The sequence below is a fragment of the Agrobacterium sp. CG674 genome, from assembly GCF_053521645.1.
The window spans coordinates 131,671-150,931 of record NZ_JBNWDZ010000009.1; the positions used below are offsets into that span (position 1 = coordinate 131,671).

The following is a 19,261-nucleotide window of genomic DNA, read 5'->3' on the forward strand; positions in this document are numbered from 1 at the left end:
GTTATTTGGTCTCGTTAAGGGGCGGCGGTGGAGGCGGCGATGCGGTACGACCCTGCTGCTGGTCGAGTTTGGCATTGGCAAGCCCGAGCAGAGATCCGGCATAGGCGCCGGGTGATCCGACCGCCTTGTCCTTGGCGGCCGAACTGAGCGCACCTGCCACACCGCCGATGCCTGCCTCCATGCCACGCATGGCGGCACCCCCGAGGGATGCTCCCCCTGCCCTTGCCGCGCCTGCTGCCTGAAACCCTTTGCTGGCTGCCGCGGTAGCCAAGAAGCCGGCTCCCGCCGCAAAGGATGCGGCCTGTCCGCCGTGGCGGATCGACTCCATGCCGCCGGAAACGGAGGCGCCCTGAACGACACCCTGCAGGATTGGCGGCACATACATGGCGATGACGAAGACCACGACAGAGATGCCGGCGATCGCGAGTGTGGTTATGAACTGCTCGGAGGTTGCTGTCTGTGCCTCGGCCAAGCCGAGCAGGATATCCGAGCCGATCTTGGCGATCATCACCAGCGCCATCAGCTTCATGCCGACGGAGAAGGCGTAGACCAGATATTTTATGGCAAAGTCCTTGGTATAGGACGTACCGCCCAATCCGAGCATGATCATGCCGGCGAGCAGGCCAACATACATTTCCACCATCACCGAGACGAAGATCGCAGCAACGAGCGAGAAGCACACGACGACCACGACCATGGCGAAGACGGCGGCGATCGCCAGGGAGTTATCCTCGAAGAGGCCGAACTTCGCCTGTTCGGACATCTTGGTTGCAACGCGAATACCGGCGTCAAAAATGTTGGCGGGAGAGGCCGAGCCACCGCTGGCGCCGATCTGGTAGAGGCTATCGACCACGGCTTTTGCAAATGCCGGTCCCTCATTGAGGATGAAGGCAAACAGCCCGATGAACATGATGCGTTTCACAAGCTCTGCAAACCAGCTGTCGAGCGACGCGGCATTAATTGCCAGCCATACAGCGGCGATACCGATCTCGATGCCAGCCAGGATCCAGAACAGCGAGCGGGCCGCATTCATGACTGTCGTCTCCCAGCCTTTGGCTGCGGCAACGACGGAGTTCTCCAGGGTCGTCAGAACTTGCCCCTGCTGCGCCAGAGCCGGCGCGGCCGCGATAAGAACAAGACCGATAGCGACCACGGCGATCTCGATGACCCGGGAGGGAACGATCACCATCTCGGCTTCATCTCCTGGCCGCCGTGAATGTCGCGGTTGGCATCACCACCAAAGAACTTTTCGCGGTGAGCACGGCGGTCGGCGTCGGATGCAGCCTCTGGCGATGCTTCTTCCGCTCCGGACATGGGAGTCGGTCCCGGCTGGACGATCCACCTGGCGATGCCGACGCCGGACGCGATGATCCCCACGACAGCAAGGATGATGACAAGGCGCGGGTTCACCAGCGGGGCTCCATCGTCTGCCCGCCGCGGATGTCATGCTCGCTTCCGCTGAAGAATTTTTCCCGGCGCGCCTGGGCGAGATCCTTTTGTGCCTGCTCCGACTGAAACCACGTGCCCATCATGGTCATTTGGCTAGCAACGAGGCCCCGCAGCTTTTGCATTTGTGCGATCTGCTGGGCAGCGATCTGATGTCCAACTTGCAACGCCTTCATCTGCCCGTCGGCTGTCTCTGACATCGAGCGTAGCGACGACATCGTGGTTTCCTCGCTCGAAAACTGATCGGCTGTCAGGTTTGCGGCCTTCAGCGTGCCTCCGATCGTATCGCGGTTGGTATCGGACCAGTTCTGATAGGTGGACGAGAACCCTGCTCCGTCAGGCAGATTGGTCTTCATCTCGGCAAAACCCTGGAACCGCTGCTTGAGCACGTCGTCGATGTTGCCCATCGAGAAAGCGACGCCCTGCCCCTGCTCCACGACGTTCTGCAGGTTCTTCAGGTCGCTTTCGACCTGACCCCAGATGTGGCTCGGCAACTGCGCGGTGTTCTGCAGCATGTTGTTGTAGATGTTGATCTGGTTCTGGATCTGCTCGGCAAGCTGCGAGATCTGGGTGATCTGGTTGTTGACCTGCTCGGCCGACTTTCCGACCAGCGAAATCAGTTCGGTATTGTTGGCGATCTGTGTCCATTCGGTCGCCTGGCCCGTCACGCCGCCCGCCTGAACTGAAACCGAAAACACGACGGGAAGAATGATGGCCGCTATGGCAGTGGCGCCCTTCATTCTATTTGGCAGAAAAAAGTGTCTCGGCATGGGCGATCCCTCTTTGCTGGAGCCAGTGAAGAGGCCATGCAGCCCCGTGTTCGGAGTGAAGGGTTCGAATGCGCTTGAGGTCTTGCCTACCCGTCGCCCCGACAAACGAGAGCGCGACTGGACCAAGCGCCATATTGAAGAGCCTTCGGCCCTCCGGTGAGACGACGTAATATTCGCGCTTGGGAATGGCGGTCGCGACGATCTCGATCTGCCGCTCGTTAAAACCGATGCGCTCATAGAACTCACGCGTGCCCGGTTCGCGTGCCGCGCCATTTGGGAGGCAGATTTTCGTTGGGCAGGAATCCTTCAGCACATCTATGATCCCGGACCGCTCCGCATCCGAGATCGACTGGGTGGCGAGCACGACAGCACAATTGGCCTTTCGCAGCACCTTCAACCATTCCCGGATCTTGTCCCGAAACACGGGATGGCCGAGCATCAACCAGGCCTCGTCGAGAATGATCAGGCTAGGCGCGCCGGTCAGGCGTTTCTCGATACGACGAAACAGGTAGGTGAGAACGGGGACAAGATTGCGCTCGCCCATGTTCATCAGTTCCTCGATCTCGAAGCACTGAAAGGCGCCGAGCGACAAGCCGTCCTGCTCGGCGTCGAGCAACTGGCCCATCGGACCATCAACGGTATAGTGATGCAGTGCGTCCTTGATCTCGCGCATCTGCACGCCCGAGACAAAGTCCGATAGCGAGCGGCCGCGCGATTCTGCCATCAGCGCCAACTGCCGGGAGATGGCGTTGCGATAATCCGGGGTGATGGTCACACCTTGCAGCGCCACCAGCATCTCGATCCACTCGGAGGCCCAAGCTCGGTCGCCGTCGGTCGAGAGTTCGGCGAGCGGGCAGAAGGCAAGCGCCTTCACCTCACCACCAGCCCGCGGGCCGATATCGCCGCCGATCTGGTAGTGATCGCCGTTGAGACCGAGGGTCAGCGGCAGCATCGATCCGCCCTTGTCAAAAGCGAACACCTGGGCATCGGCATAACGCCGGAACTGCGCGGCAATCAGCGCCAGCAGCGTCGATTTGCCAGAACCTGTTGGCCCGAAGATCAGAGTGTGTCCGACATCATCGACATGCAGGTTCAGCCGGAACGGCGTCGAGCCGGATGCGACCTGCATCAAGGGTGGCGAGGCCGGCGGATAGAATGGGCAAGGTGCTACTGGACTGCCCGACCAGACAGAATTAAGCGGAATGAGGTCGGCAAGATTGCGGGTGTTGATCAGCGGCTCGCGGATGTTGGCGTAGGAGACACCGGGCAGACTGCCGAGAAAGGCATCCGTGGCGTTCAGCGTTTCGATCCGCGCTCCAAAACCTTCCGCCTGGATCAGCCGGCGGATGGCCTCGCACTTTTCCTGGAGGCGGGTCGGGTCTTCTTCAAAGATCACAATGACTGGTGTGTAATAGCCATAGGCGACGAGCTGCGACGACGCTTCGGCGATGGCATCCTCGGTTTCCGCCACCATCAGCATGGCGTCCTGATCGACCGAACGGCTCTGCGTCTGAAAAAGCTGGTCGAAGAATGGTCGCACCTTCTGCTGCCATTTCTTGCGGGTGCGCTCGAGCCGCGCCCTTGCTTCCTCAGCGTCGAGGAAGACGAAGCGGGAAGACCAGCGATACGTGAGCGGCATCCGGTCGAGCGTATTGAGGATTCCCGGGCAGCTTTCGGCCGGCAGACCGTCGATCGCCACCACGCCGAGAAAGCGGTTCTCGACCATTGGGGTCAAGCCATGCTGCAACTCGGCCGTCACTAGCCAGTCGAGATACATGGGGATGTCTGGCAGGCGAACCGGATGGTTCTCGCCGGTCACGCAGAAGCGGATAAACTGGAAGAGCTCGTCGTATCGCGCAACGCGATAGCCGCCGCGCTCCGACGTTTCCCGCGTCATCATCCGTCGGATCGACACGACATTGGCGAGATACTGCTCGACCTCCCGGATCGAGGTCAGGAAACTCTCGAGTGCCCTGTCGGCGTACGTGGCGGAGCGGCTTGCGACATCCGAATAGACATATCGCGTCAACCCGGAGCGTCGCGGCTCCGGTGGTCGCCAGGTCAGGATCAGTGCATGCCCGCTCTCGAAATGCCCCCTCTCCTTCTGAAAGTGCGCTCGTCGCTCATCGTCGATGGCGCGTGTGACGGGATCGGGAAAGTGGGATTCAGTCTCGGTCGGGTAATCACCGGTCGGCACCCTGATGGCCTCGACCTGGATCATCCATCCAGAGCCGAGCCGCGAAAGGGTGGCGTTGATCTGCCGCGAGACCTCGTTGCGCTCGGCGTCGGTCGAGCTTTCGCTGTCCGGCCCGGCAAAATACCAGCCGGCCATCAGCGAGCCGTCTTTCAGCAGAATGACCCCATTATCGACGAGGCCGGCATAGGGAACGAGATCGGCAAAGGACGGTCCGGAATGGCGGAATGATTTGAGGGCGACCATCACAATCCCTCAGAACTTGCGCCACGGCGACGACGTCGCGCGATAAGACGTCTTGTAGGCAATGTGACGAAGATAGACCCGGCGCATCAGCGGATCGGATTTGGCCATCATGCGCAGCGCCGCGACTGCGACCAGCCAGATCGCGATGCCGAACAGTGCCGCGTACCAGGTCAGAACGACGAAGATCAGGATGATGGCGGCCAGCGCCGTTAGCAGCACGAGCTCGCGGTCGGCGCCCATCAACAGGTTAGGACGTGATAACGCCCTGTGCACACGCGCGCGCGCCAGAGAAGATGCGGCGTCAGCCATGAGCCCCCTCCCCTACTGTGGCCGGCGTCGCCTTCGGTTCGGAAGTTCTTTGCTCGGCCTGTGCGTGGCCCTCGCCGATCGAGGCTCCGGTCGCACCGAAGAGAGCCACGATCTGGGTGGCTCCAAGCAGAACGCCCCCAACCAGTGCAACATAGCAAAGCCGTCTCGCGAAATCATTCAGTTCGCCTCCGAAGATCAGCATGGCGCCAGCAATGGCGACCGCGGCCAGCGCGATAAACCCGGCGACAGGTCCGGTGATTGACTGCTGGATCTGTTGCAGTGGCGATTCCCACGGAAGACCGCCGCCTCCTGAGGCAGCGAATGCGGAATCGGTAAAGCCAATGGGAATGGCGACAAGCGCCGCGCAGCTAAGAAGGATAGAGATTTTATGCGACATGGCTGTCCTCATCGATATGCGCGTAGTGTTCAGTCTTGTAGCGTCCGTTGCGGTATCCTTCGATGTGGATCACCTCGCGGACCCGCCTCCCCTTCCCCGTTCGTTCAATGGAAACAACGAGGTCAACGGCCTCGCCGATCACCTCCTGCATCGGCTGCTGACTGGTTTCCGCCGTCAGCTGCTCAAGCCGCCGCAAGGCTGACATGGCGGTGTTGGAATGGATCGTGGTGACGCCGCCCGGGTGGCCGGTATTCCAGGCCTTGAGCAGCGTCAGGGCCGCACCATCGCGGACCTCGCCGACAATGATACGGTCAGGACGCAGACGCATCGTGCTTTTCAGTAGGCGGGCCATATCGATGGTATCGCTGGTGTGCAGCGACACGGCATTCTCGGCCGCGCACTGGATTTCGGCAGTGTCTTCGAGAATGACCATCCGATCGTCCGGGGCGGCAGTGACGATCTCGGCGATGATGGTATTGGCAAGCGTCGTTTTGCCCGACCCCGTGCCACCGGAGATGACGATGTTCATCCGAGCGTCGATCGCGCTTCGAATTGCCGATGCCTGGGCTTGCGTCATCACCTTCGACTTCACATACTCTGCCATCGGAATGAGACGCGAAGCGCGACGGCGGATCGTGAATGCCGGTCCAGAGACCACCGGCGGCAACAGCCCCTCGAAGCGATGTCCACCAATCGGAAGTTCGCCAGAGATGATCGGCTGCTCGTTGTCGGCCTCCGACTGCAGGGCATGCGCAACACTGCCGATGACAACCTCGGCTGCGGCGGTGCTCATTGTGCCGGCAGGTGCCACGCCGTGCCCCAGCCGTTCGATGAAGAGGCGTCCATCCGGATTGAGCATGATCTCGACGACGGTGGCGTCGTCGAGCGCGATGCAGAGTTGGTCGCTGAGTGCGTCCTGTAGTTTGCGGACGAGGCGGGGATGAGAGCGGAGCTGGGTCACGCAGCGCTCCGGATCTGACGGCTGTGATCTTCGACGGTGATCGAGCGGTAGCAATGCGGGCAAACTCGTTCAAAACTTTCCCGATTGGCTGGCAGGGTTCCGGCGACAGCCACGGTGTTGCCGATAGTCACGGGATCGCCAAGCCGCTTCATCTGCCATCCGGCCCGGTTCAGGATGCGCTCGAAGCGCAGATCGGTTGCCGTAACAATCTCGTAGTAGCCGTTTGCCATCGACCATTCGACGATCCCGGCAAACATCGTAAGTGTCGCAAAATGGAGTTGGCCCTCTCCCCTGCCCGCGGGCAAGGATGTGTCCACGCAGAAGCGAGAGCTTTCAACCATGCCGGAATGGGGGCGAAGCAAACCCGCATCGAGAAGCTGGGGGAAGGTCTGCTCCAGCATTGTCGGGCCCGAAGCTGGAAGAAGACGAACGCAACCTGCGACCTTTCCACCATCGGCAATTGCCAGAAGGTATGTCGGCTTGCAATCGTCGTACTGGTCGCGCTCTTCTCCCTTATTGATGGTAACGTCCCAGGCGAAACGTCCGGCAAATACCGTCGCGCGAAGACGGTGCATCTGTCTCAGGAAGTCGCGGTGGCGCTTGTAATGCTCGGGTGCGATGGTCAATATCCGCATGATGATCTCCGGTTAAACAAGGTCATCCGGACAAAAATCATTTCCTCGAGCGTGTGCCTATGTGCAGATTTGCACCTCAGGTGATTCTAGCGAGTCGCGCGTCTCTCCCTTAGAATGCGAGCGGCTCGTAAGCGATGCAGACGAGATTCATGTGCAAATCTGCATTTGGTCCTGACGAGATCCACATGCGGAAACAGATGTAAGTGACAGATTCATATGACTGAATCTGAATAAGCTCCAGATCCGGCTAAAACGCGTTAACTATTGATTAACTTTAAATACCTTGCAAACGATGTTGGAATCGGATGAGTTATCCACGGTAAATAGGTGTGTTTACGACAATTACCGTGTGTACGAGAGGAAGTCGTGGAAAATTCGGCGCAGCTTCAGAAGGCTATTCATAAACTGATCGGCGCCCACGCGCGCGACCTCTCAGGTGCTTTGCACGAACACCGTGTGAAGTTGTACCCCCCAGAGGCGCGTAAAACATTGCGTTCCTTCTCCTCGACGGAAGCCGCAAAGCTTATCGGTGTCAACGACGGGTACCTTCGTCACCTCTCCCTCGAGGGTAAAGGTCCCCAACCCGAAATTGGCAACAATAACCGCCGCTCGTACACCGTCGAAACAATCCAAGCCCTTCGAGAATACCTGGACTTAACCGGGAAAAACGATCGGCGCTATTCACCCAAACGCTCCGGCAAAGAGCACTTGCAAGTCATCACAGTCGTCAACTTCAAAGGTGGCAGCGGAAAGACGACGACAGCTGCGCACTTGGCGCAATATCTCGCCCTGAACGGCTATCGTGTTCTTGCAATTGATCTTGATCCGCAGGCCAGTATGTCGGCACTTCACGGCTTCCAGCCGGAGTTCGACGTCAAGGACAATGAAACGCTTTACGGTGCGATGCGCTATGACGCTGAGCGTCGTCCGTTGAAGGACGTGATCAAGAAGACCTACTTCGCCAACCTTGATCTGGTGCCAGGCAACCTTGAGCTGATGGAGTTCGAGCACGATACGGCAAAAGTGTTGGGCTCGAACGATCGGAAAAACATCTTCTTCACGCGCATGGACGACGCGATTGCTTCAGTCGCAGACGACTATGATGTCGTCGTAGTAGACTGCCCTCCGCAGCTCGGCTTCCTAACCATCTCCGCTCTGTGCGCAGCGACCGCCGTTCTTGTCACAGTTCATCCGCAGATGCTGGACGTAATGTCCATGTGCCAGTTTCTTTTAATGACGTCGGAATTGCTGAGCGTCGTCGCCGATGCAGGCGGAAGTATGAATTACGACTGGATGAGGTACCTCGTCACTCGCTATGAGCCCGGTGATGGTCCTCAGAACCAGATGGTGTCGTTTATGAGGACAATGTTTGGTGACCATGTCCTCAACCATCCAATGTTGAAGAGCACAGCTATCTCCGACGCGGGCATTACCAAGCAGACGCTCTATGAAGTCAGCCGTGATCAGTTTACACGCGCGACCTACGACCGTGCGATGGAGTCGCTCGACAATGTAAACACTGAAATCGCGCAGCTCATTCAAAGCGCATGGGGGCGCAAATGAGAACGACAGAATCTCGCGTAAAAGCGCAAAAGTTGTCAGCCGGAAACTTTCGAGAAGCCTCTTATTTTAGGTTTGCAACCGCGACACCCGAGGGGGCTACCAATGGCTAGAAAACACCTGCTGTCCGATCTCGGTGGACCAAAGTTGCCAGCCGGAAACTCCGAGAACATTGCCGCGCAGGATGCTGCTACTCCGCAGTATTCCCCACGTGGCGCGATAGGTGCTGTTTCGCGCTCCATTGAGCTTTTGAAGTCTCAATCGCTTACGGAACTCGATCCGGATCTCATCGACGCACCACTCGTGGCGGATCGATTGGAAGAGTCTGCCGATCAATTCGAAGAGTTTGCTCGTAACATAAAGGAGCACGGGCAGCAGGTCCCTATCCTTGTCCGCCCTCACCCGTCTGTTGAAGGTCGATACCAGATTGCCTACGGGCGTAGACGCCTGAAAGCAGTCAAGGCTGCCGGTATCCAGGTTAAAGCCGCTGTTCGCGCTCTGTCGGATGACGAGTTGGTTCTGGCTCAGGGGCAAGAAAACAGCGCTCGGCAGGATCTTTCCTTTATCGAGCGCGCCCTATACGCCGCAGAGCTTGAAGCCGGTGGATTTCAGCGGCCAGTCATCATGGCGGCGCTTGCAGTTGATAAAAGCAATCTATCCCGCTTGATCCAGGCTGCAAAGCAACTTCCCGCAGATATTATCCGCTTGATTGGCGCTGCCCCAAAAACCGGTCGGGACCGTTGGTACGAATTGTCAGGCCGTCTCGGGCAGGATGGCGCAGCGGAAACTGCCCGTGCGTTGCTCAAAGACGACGCGGTGAAAAGCTTGAATTCTGACGAGCGATTCGCTCGGGTATTCGAAGCTGTTGCTCCTAAGAAAAAAAAGTCGGTGAAGGCTGAAGCAGAGGTTTGGAAAGCTGAAGATGGCACGAAGGCTGCTCGATACAAGCAAGACAAGCGAACACTGACTTTAATGATCGACAAAAAAGCAGCTCCGGAATTCGCAGAGTACCTGATGTCGGCACTTCCAGAAATCTATGCTTCGTTCAAGCAGTCGAAGCAGTAGGCGAGTCAACAACGAAAGGATCGTTAGAGCAAAGAAAAAGCCCTCCGAAACAGTGTTCCAGAAGGCCTCTCTCAGTTTGGTCGCTTAGAGAATCGCATTTCCCGGAATCACAGTCAAGAGTCACTGCCGGTTTGGCAGAGCCTTTTCTTTGCCTTTTGAGAGGTGAAAGAAATGCAGACAGGAAGTGTGACGACGCCCTTTGGGCGGCGGCCAATGACGCTCGCCTTGGTGAAGCGGCAAGTGGCCAGGAAAGAGATCAAAGCAGGCAAGACGGTCGAGAAATGGAAAGTCTTCCGTGACGCCTCGGAAGCGAGAGAAGAGCTTGGCTTGCAGTCGAACAGCCTGGCTGTGCTCGACGCGCTTCTAAGCTTCTATCCGGAAAACGAATTGCGCCAGGACGCGCAGCTCGTCGTGTTTCCGTCAAACGCGCAATTGATTCTTCGAGCCCACGGCATGGCAGGCGCCACGCTGCGTCGGCATCTCGCATTGTTGGTTGACGCTGGTCTCATCGTTCGCAAGGACAGTGCCAACGGCAAGCGCTATGCGAGGAAGAACGGTGCCGGCGAGATCGAGAATGCGTTTGGCTTCGACCTCTCGCCCATCCTTGCGCGGTCTGAGGAGCTTGCTGTCATCGCGCAGAAAGTCGTTGCTGCTCGTTCCGCCTTCCGCAAGGCGAAAGAGAACCTGACAATCTGCCGCCGGGATGTCCGCAAGCTTATCACGGCAGCCATAGAAGAGGGGGCGGATGGCGACTGGATGGCGATCGAGGCTATGTATATCGACCTCGTAGCCCGCATTCCACGCTCTCCGAGCATCGCCGACGTCGCCAGTATCCTCGACGAGTTGGAGCTTCTGCGCGAGGAAATCCTTAGTCTGTTGGATAAGCAGTCAAATTCAGAATTTAATAGCACCAATGATGCTCATATTGAGCAGCACATACAGAATTCAAAATCCGAATCCTTCACTGAACTTGAACCTAGCTCTGAAAAAGAGCAGGGCGAAAAGCCGAGCAAGAGACGCCAACCTCAAACTGAGACGCTGAAGGCCTTTCCTTTGGGTGTTGTGCTGAAGGCATGCCCACAGATTATCGACTACGGACCGGCCGGGACTGTGGGTGGTTGGCGCGATCTCATGTCGGCCGCGGTCGTGGTGAGGTCGATGCTGGGCGTCAGCCCGTCGGCGTATCAAGAGGCGTGTGAAACCATGGGGCCTGAAAATGCAGCGGTTGCGATTGCCTGTATCCTGGAGAGGGCAGGGCACATCAATTCGGCTGGCGGATATCTGCGTGATCTCACCAACCGGGCGGCGCGTGGCGAGTTTTCGCTCGGGCCGATGGTGATGGCACTGCTGCGGTTAAACGGCGAAGCTGGAAAGCGGTCGGCGTGAATGATCTCTAACAGAAACAGCGTATATCGTGGATAACACCCAATGGGTTATAACAAAATGCAAGCAGTTGCTGAAACATCGCTCTTCGTCAAACAGACCGCAGCTCTTTTTTCAAACGACTTTCAAGCGACGAGCGCTAGGATCTGATCAACGTTTTGGCCAACCATCCTCAGGTGGGTGATGAAATGCTGGGTGCGGGTGGTATCTGAAAGCTGAGATTTGATGCTAAGGTCAAAGGCGAATAAGGGGGCGCCCACGTTATTTATTACTGGTACAGCGATGATGCGCCGGTTTTATGCATCTCTCGTCTACGGCAAGAATGAAAAGACCGATTCGTAGCCGGAAGGGGACAAGGGAGTTGCTGCGTTCGAAGGCGATCAAGACGACAGGCGGGAGCAATCCATGAGTGAGACAACAAAATTTGGCGAGGATCTGATTCAGGCTATGACCGAAGCTCTGGTTCATGCGAAGGGCAGGGACGTTGCTGGACTTCGTATCACTGCCGTTGATTTGGAAAACGTAGATTCCAAGGCGATCCGCCAAAAGCTGCACCTGACCCAAGATGAAATGGCTGCTTTCCTTTGGACCAGCCCATCAACATGGGAGCAGGGCTCGACTGCCATCCGGCGCTGTTCGAATGCTTCGGCGTGATGGAGAAGGAGCCCGAAGCCGTGCTGCGTGCGTTGTCAAAATCATTATTTTGGCTGCCGGTATCTCGGCTCGAGCGCCAGAAGATGGCCTTTTGAGGTGTTTACGCAGATATGAACGGCCCGTTTGAGGAACCCAATCTTTAGACCGTCCAGTACGGTGCCCGCACCATCTTGCCGGGGATCCCTAGGGGGTCAACATCCGGCAGCAGACAGTTCTGTTTAAATTGATTTGTGCTCAGTTGCTGAGCTGCTGCCATTTAAGGCTAGGGGAACCGAAGCCTCGCTATGGCGGCACCTATTCTCATTGTTTTAGCCAACCTCACCCTTGGGAGGGGGCAGCGACCTTATTAACGACAGCTTTGGCCATCTCGGCACGATGCATGGCTGTGCGGGTTTGCCCTGGTCATTTCGTGCTTGGTGTTGGAGTCCACAGGCCAACATGTCATGACACCATTCTGCCCGTATCGCAGCATAGTAGATGTCATTCCACCAAAATAATCGACTAAGTATCGGATATTAAACAGATATTTGTGTGTTTTCTTAAAGTTTCCGGCTGGCAACTTCCCTGGGCACCCGTAACTGCGGTGAGCCACGCATGGAATGACTGTGACGGCCCTGTCAGTAACGAGTGCAAACGACGGCGGCATTTCCTCTCTTTACCGCTGGCAAACCTCGTAATCGTGAATGCTTCCGCAGTGTGAGAAATGAGACGATGGGACAGCTTTTCGCGTCGCAAATGGCTTAGAGCTTGGCGTTGCGCCAGTCACCATGATCCGATGCTCACCCATTTCCTCGATCCGTACGGCGGGGGACTTTGATACAGCTGCGTTCATTGGGTTGTCTTGAGGTTGAATGAAAGCGGCATTTAATCACAAACAGATGGTGTCAGAATCCATGTCGACGCATAACAGGCATTACACATTTGGAAGACACTCACTATAAAAAAAGACATATAGGTGGTCCTATGGTACCCGCTCTGTTCAACTTTGAAAATGTAGATAATCGTTATATATCAATGTGATAGATTTTTTTTATGTCGTAACACGTAGGTTGCGTACCAATTTCCGTTCGAGATTGGAACAAAATAAGACATACCTCGTTCTGATATTATGATCGAGGCGTCACGCGGTACGCTCTTTCCGGATTGACGTGCTTTACACCACGAGGTCGAAGCAAAATCCGCCGATCGGACCCATTTCATGACCATCCTTAAAGCAGCGGCTGTTGCCGTTGGGCTTGCCTTTGCTCTGTCTGCCACGCCCGTGCTGGCGGCCTGTAATATTTCTGATACAAAGCTTGAAGAAGCGATTTTGCAAAAGCCCGAGTTGCGTGATCCTGAGAACCGCTACCTCGTGCTCGATCTCAGAACGTTGCGTGATGCGGCTTTCCTGCTGTGGACGTACGGGCTGGAAGATGATTGCGAACGGCTAATTGGCAACATCAAGGAACTTATCGCATCACCTTCAATCGGCGAACGCGGCACGAGTGACGAAGATGCCGTCGATCAGCAGCAGGCCGCAGGCGAGCCATTGCAACAACGGTTGGGCAAGGTCAAAGGCAGCCGCGGCTCTGTCAATGAAGGTCCCCTCGTACCGATCAGTGCGCTTGATCCGGGCCTTCTGGTCAACGAGATAGTCGGTGCAGAGGTCAGAACATCCGACGACAAAATTGTCGGTGAGGTCCGCAATGTCGTAATCGGAACGAAAGACCAGAGAGATTATGTGATTGTGGCGTCCGGGGGCTTTTTCGTCCCTGGAAAAGACAGCCTCGTGGTGCCACTTTTATCGCTGGTGATAGATCGTGCACGAACCAGCTTCTTCCTGCCCGTCACCAGCGACCAGGTGAAGTCGGTACCTTTGATGCCCGATCAGGATTATCTCTGGCTCGATGACAAGGACTGGCGTGCCAAAAACGATGCTATTTTCCAGAGCCTTGTTTCCAACATCGCTAGTATCGACAAGACCCTCGCGCCAACGGTGAGCACGAAGTGACCGTCAAAAGCCAAGCAGCCCTTGTGGTTGAAGACGAGCCGCTGATCGGCATGCTGGCATGCGACCTCCTGTCCGACCTCGGTTTTATCGTTTTCGAAGCGCGGACCATAAATGAGGCAATGTGCTTGCTGACTGACGTGGACGGGATTTCGATCCTGTTTACCGAGGTCGATCTTGCCGATGGTTCTTCCGGTCTCGATCTGGCGGTCCGCGCGAAACAGCAATTCCCGACGGTGCGTATCGTCGTCACGTCTGGCCGGGTAAAACCAGCGGCACTCCCCGATAGCATACCCTTTATACCAAAGCCCTATAGCCGCGAATGTCTCACGACTGCGTTGCGTAGCCAATTGGCATCATCGAGTAGTGAAGAGGCTTGATGCCCGATGGAACGCTGACTCTGGGCTGGGTTAGGCAGATGTAACAACGTCCACAGCAGGCGCTTATTCTTATTTTCAATCTTGCGAATGATCGGGAACAACATGAATGACTATGCCGCTGATAAATCGGTTCTCACTGAAATCGCGACCCTGCGGGAGGCGCTCCCGACATGGATCGTCAGCACGGTCGAACTGGTCGAGCTTGCGGAGAACGCAGAGCGGGCCGCCCGTGCCGTCAATCCGGAAACGGCCGACCGGTCACGTCAGCTTATCGTTGAGGTTGCCGAGTGGCAGCAGAAACTGACAGATTGGCAGCAAAGGGATCTCAGTCCACGCCTTATGGCAGAGCTTCGTATTCTTAAGGCAACGCTGGATGCTTCCATGGATGAGGCGAATGCGGCTGCGGGCGATCTGATGCTCTTTTAGCTGATCGTATTGCAGTCTACTTCTGTGATCCTAGTGGACCCTAATTTGCCAAGCGGTCTGGATCGACGACCAGTGTAACGACGAGGCCGTCTTTGGCCCAATTGTAATTGATCGAGCCACGCAGATGGCCTGTCACACTGCGTTCCACCAACTTGCTGCCGTAGCCAGCCTTGGATTGCGGTGTGGACACTTTAGGGCCTCCGTTTTCAGTCCATACAATCGTGACTGCCTCGTTATGCGCTGAGCACGAAACGTCGAGCGTTCCCGTATCGGAAGAGAGTGCGCCGTACTTCAGAGAATTGGTGGCCAGCTCATGGACAATCAACGCTACGACGGTCGTTGACGCGTCACCAACACTCATCCGTGGCACGGAAACCCGGATACGGCCGCTGAAAGCTCCCAAGTTGTCATAAGGGGCGAGAAGCACGGTTAGAAGGTCGCCCAGCAATGCTGATGGCGCCTCTGTTTGCCCTGGGACCGGCCGGACCAGATCATGGGCCCGCCCCAAAGCTTTCAGCCTGAGCGTCAACTCGCGGGCCATGTCCTCGACCGTTGTCGTTGACCGTGAGGTAATGGCGGTCAGGCTAGAAGCTATGGCAAGAAGGTTTTTCACGCGGTGGCTCATTTCTCCCGCCAGCAACTCGCGACCTTCCTCGGCCTGCTTACGTCCGGTGACATCAATGAAAATCCCAAACATGATCCCCTGGACCATGCCGGCATCGTCACCCTGGCCACGCGCGGAAATCCATTTAAGTTCATCGCCGATCATGATCCGGAAATCGATCTCATAGGCACCGATGATGGAACGTGTGGCCGTAAAGGCTGCACGAACCCGGTCCCGATCGGCCGGATGGATGTGCGCGGAAAGATCCTCGAATGTAACGTCGCGACCTTTGGGAACGCCCCACAGCTCGTAGGAATGGTCGTCCATTGCAAATGCATCAGTGTTAACGTTCCAGGACCAAAGAGTGACCCCGGCAGCTTCGATGGCACGCACCAGATTTTTCGGTTCCCACAGAAGTGGTTTAAGGGTCTCCGGCGTCGCCGTCATGGGAACTCCATATTGTCTTACATTTCGAGCGATAGGACCTTCGTCGTCACGCACTTGAATTCAAGCTCTATAGCGAAATTACGACCGGGATGTTGGAAAAGTTAGAAATGGTGGTTTTCGATCGTACTTTCGAGAAACCTAATTAAGTGTCTGTTCCATTTAGGGAATCGGATGCATCATGTCATTATTGGCAGCGACCCTGGGAACTCTGACCGGCGCTCAAATGCTTTACGCACATCGTTGGCCAAGCCAGGAAAAGAGCCCTCCTTGTCTATGACAAGCGGCGGCCATTCACGTTATGCATGATCTCATGTAGCCAGGTCGGGGTGGTTTCGGACGAGCAGGATGCCGGCGTGGTTTTTGAGCAAACTGTAGGAGAGCATTCAGACTGTTCCTTTCCATCGACGAACAACGGCTGATCAAGCAGTCCATGGGTCGATGATATCTATCCCGAAGCCTTCGAAATCCCTGGTGTTGCGCGTTGCAAGGGTCAATTGGTGAGCGACGGCTGTAGCGGCAATCAAGCCGTCCATCGAGGCAAGCCCCCGACCACTTCGCTTGGCAAGCGCCATGAGGTCGCCCCAGGCAATGGCGACAGGCACTTCCACTGGAATAATCCTGTTCTCGAAGCGTTGGGGCAGATCATTCGTGAGCCATTCGTCCAGAGCGTCGCGCTTTCTCCCACTTCCCACAATGCAACACCACGGCGAATTTCAGCGATCGATGGGATGCTGATGAATGTGCGGTCCTCATCCAGCCCGTGCAGCACCTTAAGAACATCTTCATCGGACCGAGGTTCGGTAACTTACGACAGAATATTCGTATCGAGGAATAATCTCATAGCGAAAAGTCACGCGGCTCGCCGTGTTGTCGCTCGATATCCAGATCGGTACCACGCAGAGGCGATGAAAGCAGAAATTCCGCTAGCGATCCCCTGCGTGCTGTCTTCCTTTGCCATTCTTCTACAGAAACAACCACGACGCTAGGCTTTCCACTGCGGGTAATTGTCTGAGGTGCCGATTGCGCGCTCCATGACTTCCGAAAGCTTTGCCTTCGCGTCTGCGACCGTCCAGTTCATATCATTGTGCGTTGATGTTTGCATCGTCTCACCTAAAACCAAAATGACTATAATGGCTATTATTCGTCAGAAGCGTCTCTGTAAGTGTGGTTGGAGCAGGGAGGGGGCGTGGTATTTCTAATATCTGCCGGTCTCCGCGATGACGCTATAGAGTTCTTCGCTCGACCGCCCTGACGACTTGCATGAATCAGAGTAGGCTTTTCGGCCAGGAGGGCTAATACACCTTCTGCCGATCCAACGGGGCTAAGCGTTCCCACACGTAAAGTTCGGTAATTGCTGGCAAGCCAGCAGCTGACATCTTGATGGCAGGAGGTTAATGGGGTATATATATGGCAAAGGAGATTGCGATGGCTGCACCACAACTCTCTGTCCGGAGTTCTAAAGCAAAAGATCTGGCACACAGACTGGCCCGCCGTGAAAATCGTTCGATTGCAGAGGTCGTCGAGCGAGCGCTTGAAGCCTACGAGACACGCGAGACTGGTCGGGAACCAGCTGCAAATTTCTACCGGCGCGTCAACACACAGGCCGCCACGGAGATTGATCTCGATCAGTTTATTCGTGAAAACCGCCAACTTCACCACGGTATAGAGCTTTGATTTTCCTCGATACGAACGTCCTCTCTGAGACGTTGCGAAAGGATCCAAACGAAGCTGTCATCGCTTGGCTTGTTCGGTTCGATTCCGAATTGGCTTTGCCAACTGTGACAATCGCGGAGATCGCTTTCGGTATCCAAAAGATCAGACCGGATCAGCGAGCGGAGCGTTTGGAGCAGGGCCTGACGGAATGGCGTCGTCGGTTTTTCGATCGAATATTTAGTCTCACTGACGAAGCCGCATTAGCCTACGGCGAAATCATGGGGCAGGCGGCCCGTCAGGGACGCGCAATGTCAGCACCCGACGGGATGATCGCCGCAATAGCGCGTGTCAATGGTGGCCGTTTGGCAACGCGAAATCTCAAGGATTTTGACACGACAGATCTCACCCTTTTCAATCCCTGGGATTTTTAGCGGGTTCAAGAGCTTATTTTATTGCAGGATGCGCTAGGTGAGATCCGTTTGCATACAAGCCGGTAGCAGATCCTCGCGCAAACCCGCCCCAGTTCGACATGAAAATCACCGCTACTGAGACGCGCAACCTTTGCCGCCATCATTGTCGGAAGCGATGGGAAAACCGTTGGCCACGTCAGCCAGTGTCACGCCGCCAAGCCTCTTGCGGAGAAGTTCCTCGGCTTCGCTGAAGACATCTTTTAACGCGCCATTGACCGCCTGCTCAATAAGACAACCCGGCATGTCATAGGCGGGGCCAACCGCAAAGAGGGATGGTTCTCCAACTGCACGGTAGATGTCGAGAAGTGTCAGTTCCTCAAGCGGTCGTGCCAGCGTCCAGCCACCACCATGACCCTTGACTGAGCTGACATATCCCTCGTCGCGCAGGCCCGCCATGGTGCGACGGATGACAACAGGATTGGCGTCCAGCATTTGTGCAATCATCTCGGATGTCATGGCTCCATCATGGCGTCTCATATGGATCAAAACGTGGAGCATCCGCGAAAGTCGACTGTCTTGCCTCATGTCCTGTTCCCCACTCAATGGTCGCCCATCAACGATAGCATGAAGCGCACTCACGATACAATCGGAGTATCATGAGTGTTGACATGTCTCCTTCATGGCACCTATGTTGTTACATGAAACAGGAGAAGTTTATGAGCGACATCATCCACGACGTTATCATTATCGGCGGAAGCTATGCCGGACTGTCGGCTGCGATGCAGCTTGGTCGTGCCAGGCGCAAGGTTCTGATCATCGATGAAGGCCTCAAACGCAACCGTTTCGCGTCGCACTCGCACGGCTTCATCACGCAAGATGGTGCCGATCCCGCCGCAATTGCCGCAGACGCGCGCGCGCAACTGATGAAGTACAGTACGGTCGAATGGCTGGCTGGGCGTGCCGATTCTGTCGAACGAAAAGGGGAGGCGGGGTCGCACGCGTTCTCCTTTGCTGTCACGGTTGGAGAAACCCGTCACTTATCGCGGCTTTTAATCCTGGCTCTCGGTGTGAGAGACAAGCTTCCTGACATCGATGGCCTGGCGGAGCGCTGGGGCAAGTTTGTGTTTCACTGCCCATATTGCCATGGCTATGAGCTGAATCAGGGCAAAATTGGGGTTATCGCGGGCTCTGAGCTTTCCATGCACCATGCGCTGATGTTGCCTGATTGGGGGCCAACAACCCTACTCCTCAACGACGCATTCGAGCCGAACACTGACCAGCTTGCAGCCCTTACAGCTCGTGTCGTCATCGTCGAGCACGGCCGTGTCGAGGCGATCACCGGGCACGCTGATGTCCAGCTTGCTGGCGGCCGGGCGTTATCCTTCTCAGGCTTGTTTGCACTGGCTCCCATTGAGATTGCAACGCCGATCCCGCAGCAGCTCGGCCTTGAAATGGAGCAGGGACCGCTCGGCGCAACGATCAAAACCGATGCCATGAAGGCAACCTCCATCCCGGGTGTCTTCGCCTGTGGAGATGCCGCGCGTCCTATGGCCTCCGTTGCACTGGCTGTGGGCGATGGCAGCCTGGCTGGCGTCAGCGCACACAGGATGTTGATGTCAGGTGCGCTCTCTCATGGTAAGCGGGAAGCTGACCCCATCTGGCGTAGTTAGATCGTACGGCTGTATTGCAGATAGACGATTCACAAACTGTGAGCTTCTATGTCTGCGCCTAGCT

The 19,261-nt window shown here is 56.4% G+C and carries 20 protein-coding genes and 2 pseudogenes; 10 read left to right on the forward strand and 12 right to left on the reverse strand.

Annotated elements, in window-relative coordinates; translation table 11 throughout:
- Nucleotide 1: 1 nt before the first annotated feature.
- From trbL to traI, 8 genes are read right to left on the reverse strand one after another with little or no spacing between them, the layout of a single operon-like run.
- The gene (gene trbL / locus ACQZ51_RS20600; RefSeq protein WP_448780079.1) at nt 2-1,189 is read right to left on the reverse strand and encodes a P-type conjugative transfer protein TrbL; all 1,188 of its coding nucleotides are present in this window, start codon (nt 1,187-1,189) and stop codon (nt 2-4) included.
- The gene (gene trbK / locus ACQZ51_RS20605; protein WP_448780081.1) at nt 1,183-1,410 is read right to left on the reverse strand and encodes an entry exclusion protein TrbK; all 228 of its coding nucleotides are present in this window, start codon (nt 1,408-1,410) and stop codon (nt 1,183-1,185) included. Before trbK ends, trbL begins: the two co-directional genes overlap by 7 nt.
- On the reverse strand, nt 1,407-2,216 hold the full coding sequence (gene trbJ / locus ACQZ51_RS20610; RefSeq protein WP_448780082.1) for a P-type conjugative transfer protein TrbJ: 810 nt from the start codon (nt 2,214-2,216) through the stop codon (nt 1,407-1,409). Before trbJ ends, trbK begins: the two co-directional genes overlap by 4 nt.
- The gene (locus ACQZ51_RS20615) at nt 2,188-4,656 is read right to left on the reverse strand and encodes a conjugal transfer protein TrbE (protein ID WP_448780084.1); all 2,469 of its coding nucleotides are present in this window, start codon (nt 4,654-4,656) and stop codon (nt 2,188-2,190) included. Before ACQZ51_RS20615 ends, trbJ begins: the two co-directional genes overlap by 29 nt.
- A 9-nt stretch (nt 4,657-4,665) precedes the next feature.
- Nucleotides 4,666-4,965 (reverse strand): conjugal transfer protein TrbD, encoded by a 300-nt coding sequence (locus tag ACQZ51_RS20620; protein ID WP_448780086.1) that lies wholly within the window; start codon nt 4,963-4,965, stop codon nt 4,666-4,668.
- Complete coding sequence (trbC, locus tag ACQZ51_RS20625; RefSeq protein ID WP_448780088.1) at nt 4,958-5,362, reverse strand: conjugal transfer pilin TrbC; 405 nt, start codon at nt 5,360-5,362, stop codon at nt 4,958-4,960. The genes ACQZ51_RS20620 and trbC overlap by 8 nt, the downstream gene beginning before the upstream one ends.
- Nucleotides 5,352-6,323: a P-type conjugative transfer ATPase TrbB gene (gene trbB / locus ACQZ51_RS20630; RefSeq protein WP_448780090.1), complete on the reverse strand. Its 972-nt coding sequence runs from the start codon at nt 6,321-6,323 to the stop codon at nt 5,352-5,354. Before trbB ends, trbC begins: the two co-directional genes overlap by 11 nt.
- Nucleotides 6,320-6,958 (reverse strand): acyl-homoserine-lactone synthase, encoded by a 639-nt coding sequence (gene traI, locus ACQZ51_RS20635; RefSeq protein WP_448780092.1) that lies wholly within the window; start codon nt 6,956-6,958, stop codon nt 6,320-6,322. Before traI ends, trbB begins: the two co-directional genes overlap by 4 nt.
- 366 nt (nt 6,959-7,324) lie before the next feature.
- Here traI and repA point away from each other — a divergent pair, with 366 nt between their 5' ends.
- The 7 genes from repA to ACQZ51_RS20670 all read left to right on the forward strand — a co-directional run bounded on the left by repA (nt 7,325) and on the right by ACQZ51_RS20670 (nt 14,413).
- Nucleotides 7,325-8,521, forward strand: a complete 1,197-nt coding sequence (gene repA / locus ACQZ51_RS20640) for a plasmid partitioning protein RepA (RefSeq protein WP_448780094.1) — start codon at nt 7,325-7,327, stop codon at nt 8,519-8,521.
- A gap of 102 nt (nt 8,522-8,623) precedes the next feature.
- Nucleotides 8,624-9,583: a plasmid partitioning protein RepB gene (gene repB, locus ACQZ51_RS20645; protein ID WP_448780096.1), complete on the forward strand. Its 960-nt coding sequence runs from the start codon at nt 8,624-8,626 to the stop codon at nt 9,581-9,583.
- A gap of 171 nt (nt 9,584-9,754) precedes the next feature.
- Nucleotides 9,755-10,969 (forward strand): plasmid replication protein RepC, encoded by a 1,215-nt coding sequence (gene repC, locus ACQZ51_RS20650; protein WP_448780098.1) that lies wholly within the window; start codon nt 9,755-9,757, stop codon nt 10,967-10,969.
- A gap of 402 nt (nt 10,970-11,371) precedes the next feature.
- Nucleotides 11,372-11,620 (forward strand): helix-turn-helix domain-containing protein, encoded by a 249-nt coding sequence (locus ACQZ51_RS20655; RefSeq protein ID WP_448780099.1) that lies wholly within the window; start codon nt 11,372-11,374, stop codon nt 11,618-11,620.
- A 1,198-nt stretch (nt 11,621-12,818) separates the two neighbouring features.
- Entirely contained in the window at nt 12,819-13,610 is a 792-nt protein-coding gene (locus ACQZ51_RS20660; protein ID WP_448780101.1) for a PRC-barrel domain-containing protein, read from the forward strand.
- The gene (locus tag ACQZ51_RS20665) at nt 13,607-13,987 is read left to right on the forward strand and encodes a response regulator (protein ID WP_448780102.1); all 381 of its coding nucleotides are present in this window, start codon (nt 13,607-13,609) and stop codon (nt 13,985-13,987) included. The genes ACQZ51_RS20660 and ACQZ51_RS20665 overlap by 4 nt, the downstream gene beginning before the upstream one ends.
- A 102-nt stretch (nt 13,988-14,089) precedes the next feature.
- Nucleotides 14,090-14,413 carry a hypothetical protein gene (locus ACQZ51_RS20670; RefSeq protein WP_448780104.1) on the forward strand — a complete coding sequence of 108 codons (324 nt, stop codon included), beginning with the start codon at nt 14,090-14,092 and terminating at the stop codon, nt 14,411-14,413.
- Nucleotides 14,414-14,453: 40 nt separating this feature from the next.
- On the opposite strand, the gene ACQZ51_RS20675 is transcribed toward ACQZ51_RS20670, so the two are convergent.
- The 3 genes and pseudogenes from ACQZ51_RS20675 to ACQZ51_RS20685 all read right to left on the reverse strand — a co-directional run bounded on the left by ACQZ51_RS20675 (nt 14,454) and on the right by ACQZ51_RS20685 (nt 16,566).
- Entirely contained in the window at nt 14,454-15,464 is a 1,011-nt protein-coding gene (locus ACQZ51_RS20675; RefSeq protein ID WP_448780106.1) for a sensor histidine kinase, read from the reverse strand.
- Nucleotides 15,465-15,883: 419 nt separating this feature from the next.
- Nucleotides 15,884-16,305: pseudogene (locus ACQZ51_RS20680) on the reverse strand (PIN domain-containing protein).
- Nucleotides 16,302-16,566 (reverse strand): annotated as a pseudogene (locus ACQZ51_RS20685) (type II toxin-antitoxin system prevent-host-death family antitoxin). Before ACQZ51_RS20685 ends, ACQZ51_RS20680 begins: the two co-directional pseudogenes overlap by 4 nt.
- A 323-nt stretch (nt 16,567-16,889) precedes the next feature.
- Between ACQZ51_RS20685 and ACQZ51_RS20690 the strand changes: the two are divergent.
- On the forward strand, nt 16,890-17,138 hold the full coding sequence (locus tag ACQZ51_RS20690; RefSeq protein ID WP_448780108.1) for a type II toxin-antitoxin system VapB family antitoxin: 249 nt from the start codon (nt 16,890-16,892) through the stop codon (nt 17,136-17,138).
- Nucleotides 17,135-17,548: a PIN domain-containing protein gene (locus tag ACQZ51_RS20695; protein WP_448780110.1), complete on the forward strand. Its 414-nt coding sequence runs from the start codon at nt 17,135-17,137 to the stop codon at nt 17,546-17,548. The genes ACQZ51_RS20690 and ACQZ51_RS20695 overlap by 4 nt, the downstream gene beginning before the upstream one ends.
- Nucleotides 17,549-17,659: 111 nt before the next feature.
- On the opposite strand, the gene ACQZ51_RS20700 is transcribed toward ACQZ51_RS20695, so the two are convergent.
- Complete coding sequence (locus ACQZ51_RS20700; RefSeq protein WP_448780112.1) at nt 17,660-18,112, reverse strand: Rrf2 family transcriptional regulator; 453 nt, start codon at nt 18,110-18,112, stop codon at nt 17,660-17,662.
- A 140-nt stretch (nt 18,113-18,252) separates the two neighbouring features.
- On the opposite strand from ACQZ51_RS20700, the gene ACQZ51_RS20705 reads away from it, so the two are divergent.
- Nucleotides 18,253-19,197: an NAD(P)/FAD-dependent oxidoreductase gene (locus ACQZ51_RS20705; protein ID WP_448780134.1), complete on the forward strand. Its 945-nt coding sequence runs from the start codon at nt 18,253-18,255 to the stop codon at nt 19,195-19,197.
- Nucleotides 19,198-19,261: the final 64 nt, after the last annotated feature.

What these genes read in the sequence shown, in the direction of transcription:
- ACQZ51_RS20675 (WP_448780106.1), bottom strand. Translation starts at nt 15,464, where the DNA reads ATGACGGCGACGCCGGAGACCCTTAAACCACTTCTGTGGGAACCGAAA.
- ACQZ51_RS20700 (WP_448780112.1), bottom strand. Translation starts at nt 18,112, where the DNA reads ATGAGGCAAGACAGTCGACTTTCGCGGATGCTCCACGTTTTGATCCAT.
- ACQZ51_RS20655 (WP_448780099.1), top strand. Translation starts at nt 11,372, where the DNA reads ATGAGTGAGACAACAAAATTTGGCGAGGATCTGATTCAGGCTATGACC.
- ACQZ51_RS20690 (WP_448780108.1), top strand. Translation starts at nt 16,890, where the DNA reads ATGGCTGCACCACAACTCTCTGTCCGGAGTTCTAAAGCAAAAGATCTG.
- repC (WP_448780098.1), top strand. Translation starts at nt 9,755, where the DNA reads ATGCAGACAGGAAGTGTGACGACGCCCTTTGGGCGGCGGCCAATGACG.
- trbL (WP_448780079.1), bottom strand. Translation starts at nt 1,189, where the DNA reads ATGGTGATCGTTCCCTCCCGGGTCATCGAGATCGCCGTGGTCGCTATC.
- trbC (WP_448780088.1), bottom strand. Translation starts at nt 5,362, where the DNA reads ATGTCGCATAAAATCTCTATCCTTCTTAGCTGCGCGGCGCTTGTCGCC.
- ACQZ51_RS20620 (WP_448780086.1), bottom strand. Translation starts at nt 4,965, where the DNA reads ATGGCTGACGCCGCATCTTCTCTGGCGCGCGCGCGTGTGCACAGGGCG.
- repB (WP_448780096.1), top strand. Translation starts at nt 8,624, where the DNA reads ATGGCTAGAAAACACCTGCTGTCCGATCTCGGTGGACCAAAGTTGCCA.
- traI (WP_448780092.1), bottom strand. Translation starts at nt 6,958, where the DNA reads ATGCGGATATTGACCATCGCACCCGAGCATTACAAGCGCCACCGCGAC.
- ACQZ51_RS20660 (WP_448780101.1), top strand. Translation starts at nt 12,819, where the DNA reads ATGACCATCCTTAAAGCAGCGGCTGTTGCCGTTGGGCTTGCCTTTGCT.
- trbJ (WP_448780082.1), bottom strand. Translation starts at nt 2,216, where the DNA reads ATGCCGAGACACTTTTTTCTGCCAAATAGAATGAAGGGCGCCACTGCC.
- ACQZ51_RS20670 (WP_448780104.1), top strand. Translation starts at nt 14,090, where the DNA reads ATGAATGACTATGCCGCTGATAAATCGGTTCTCACTGAAATCGCGACC.
- ACQZ51_RS20615 (WP_448780084.1), bottom strand. Translation starts at nt 4,656, where the DNA reads ATGGTCGCCCTCAAATCATTCCGCCATTCCGGACCGTCCTTTGCCGAT.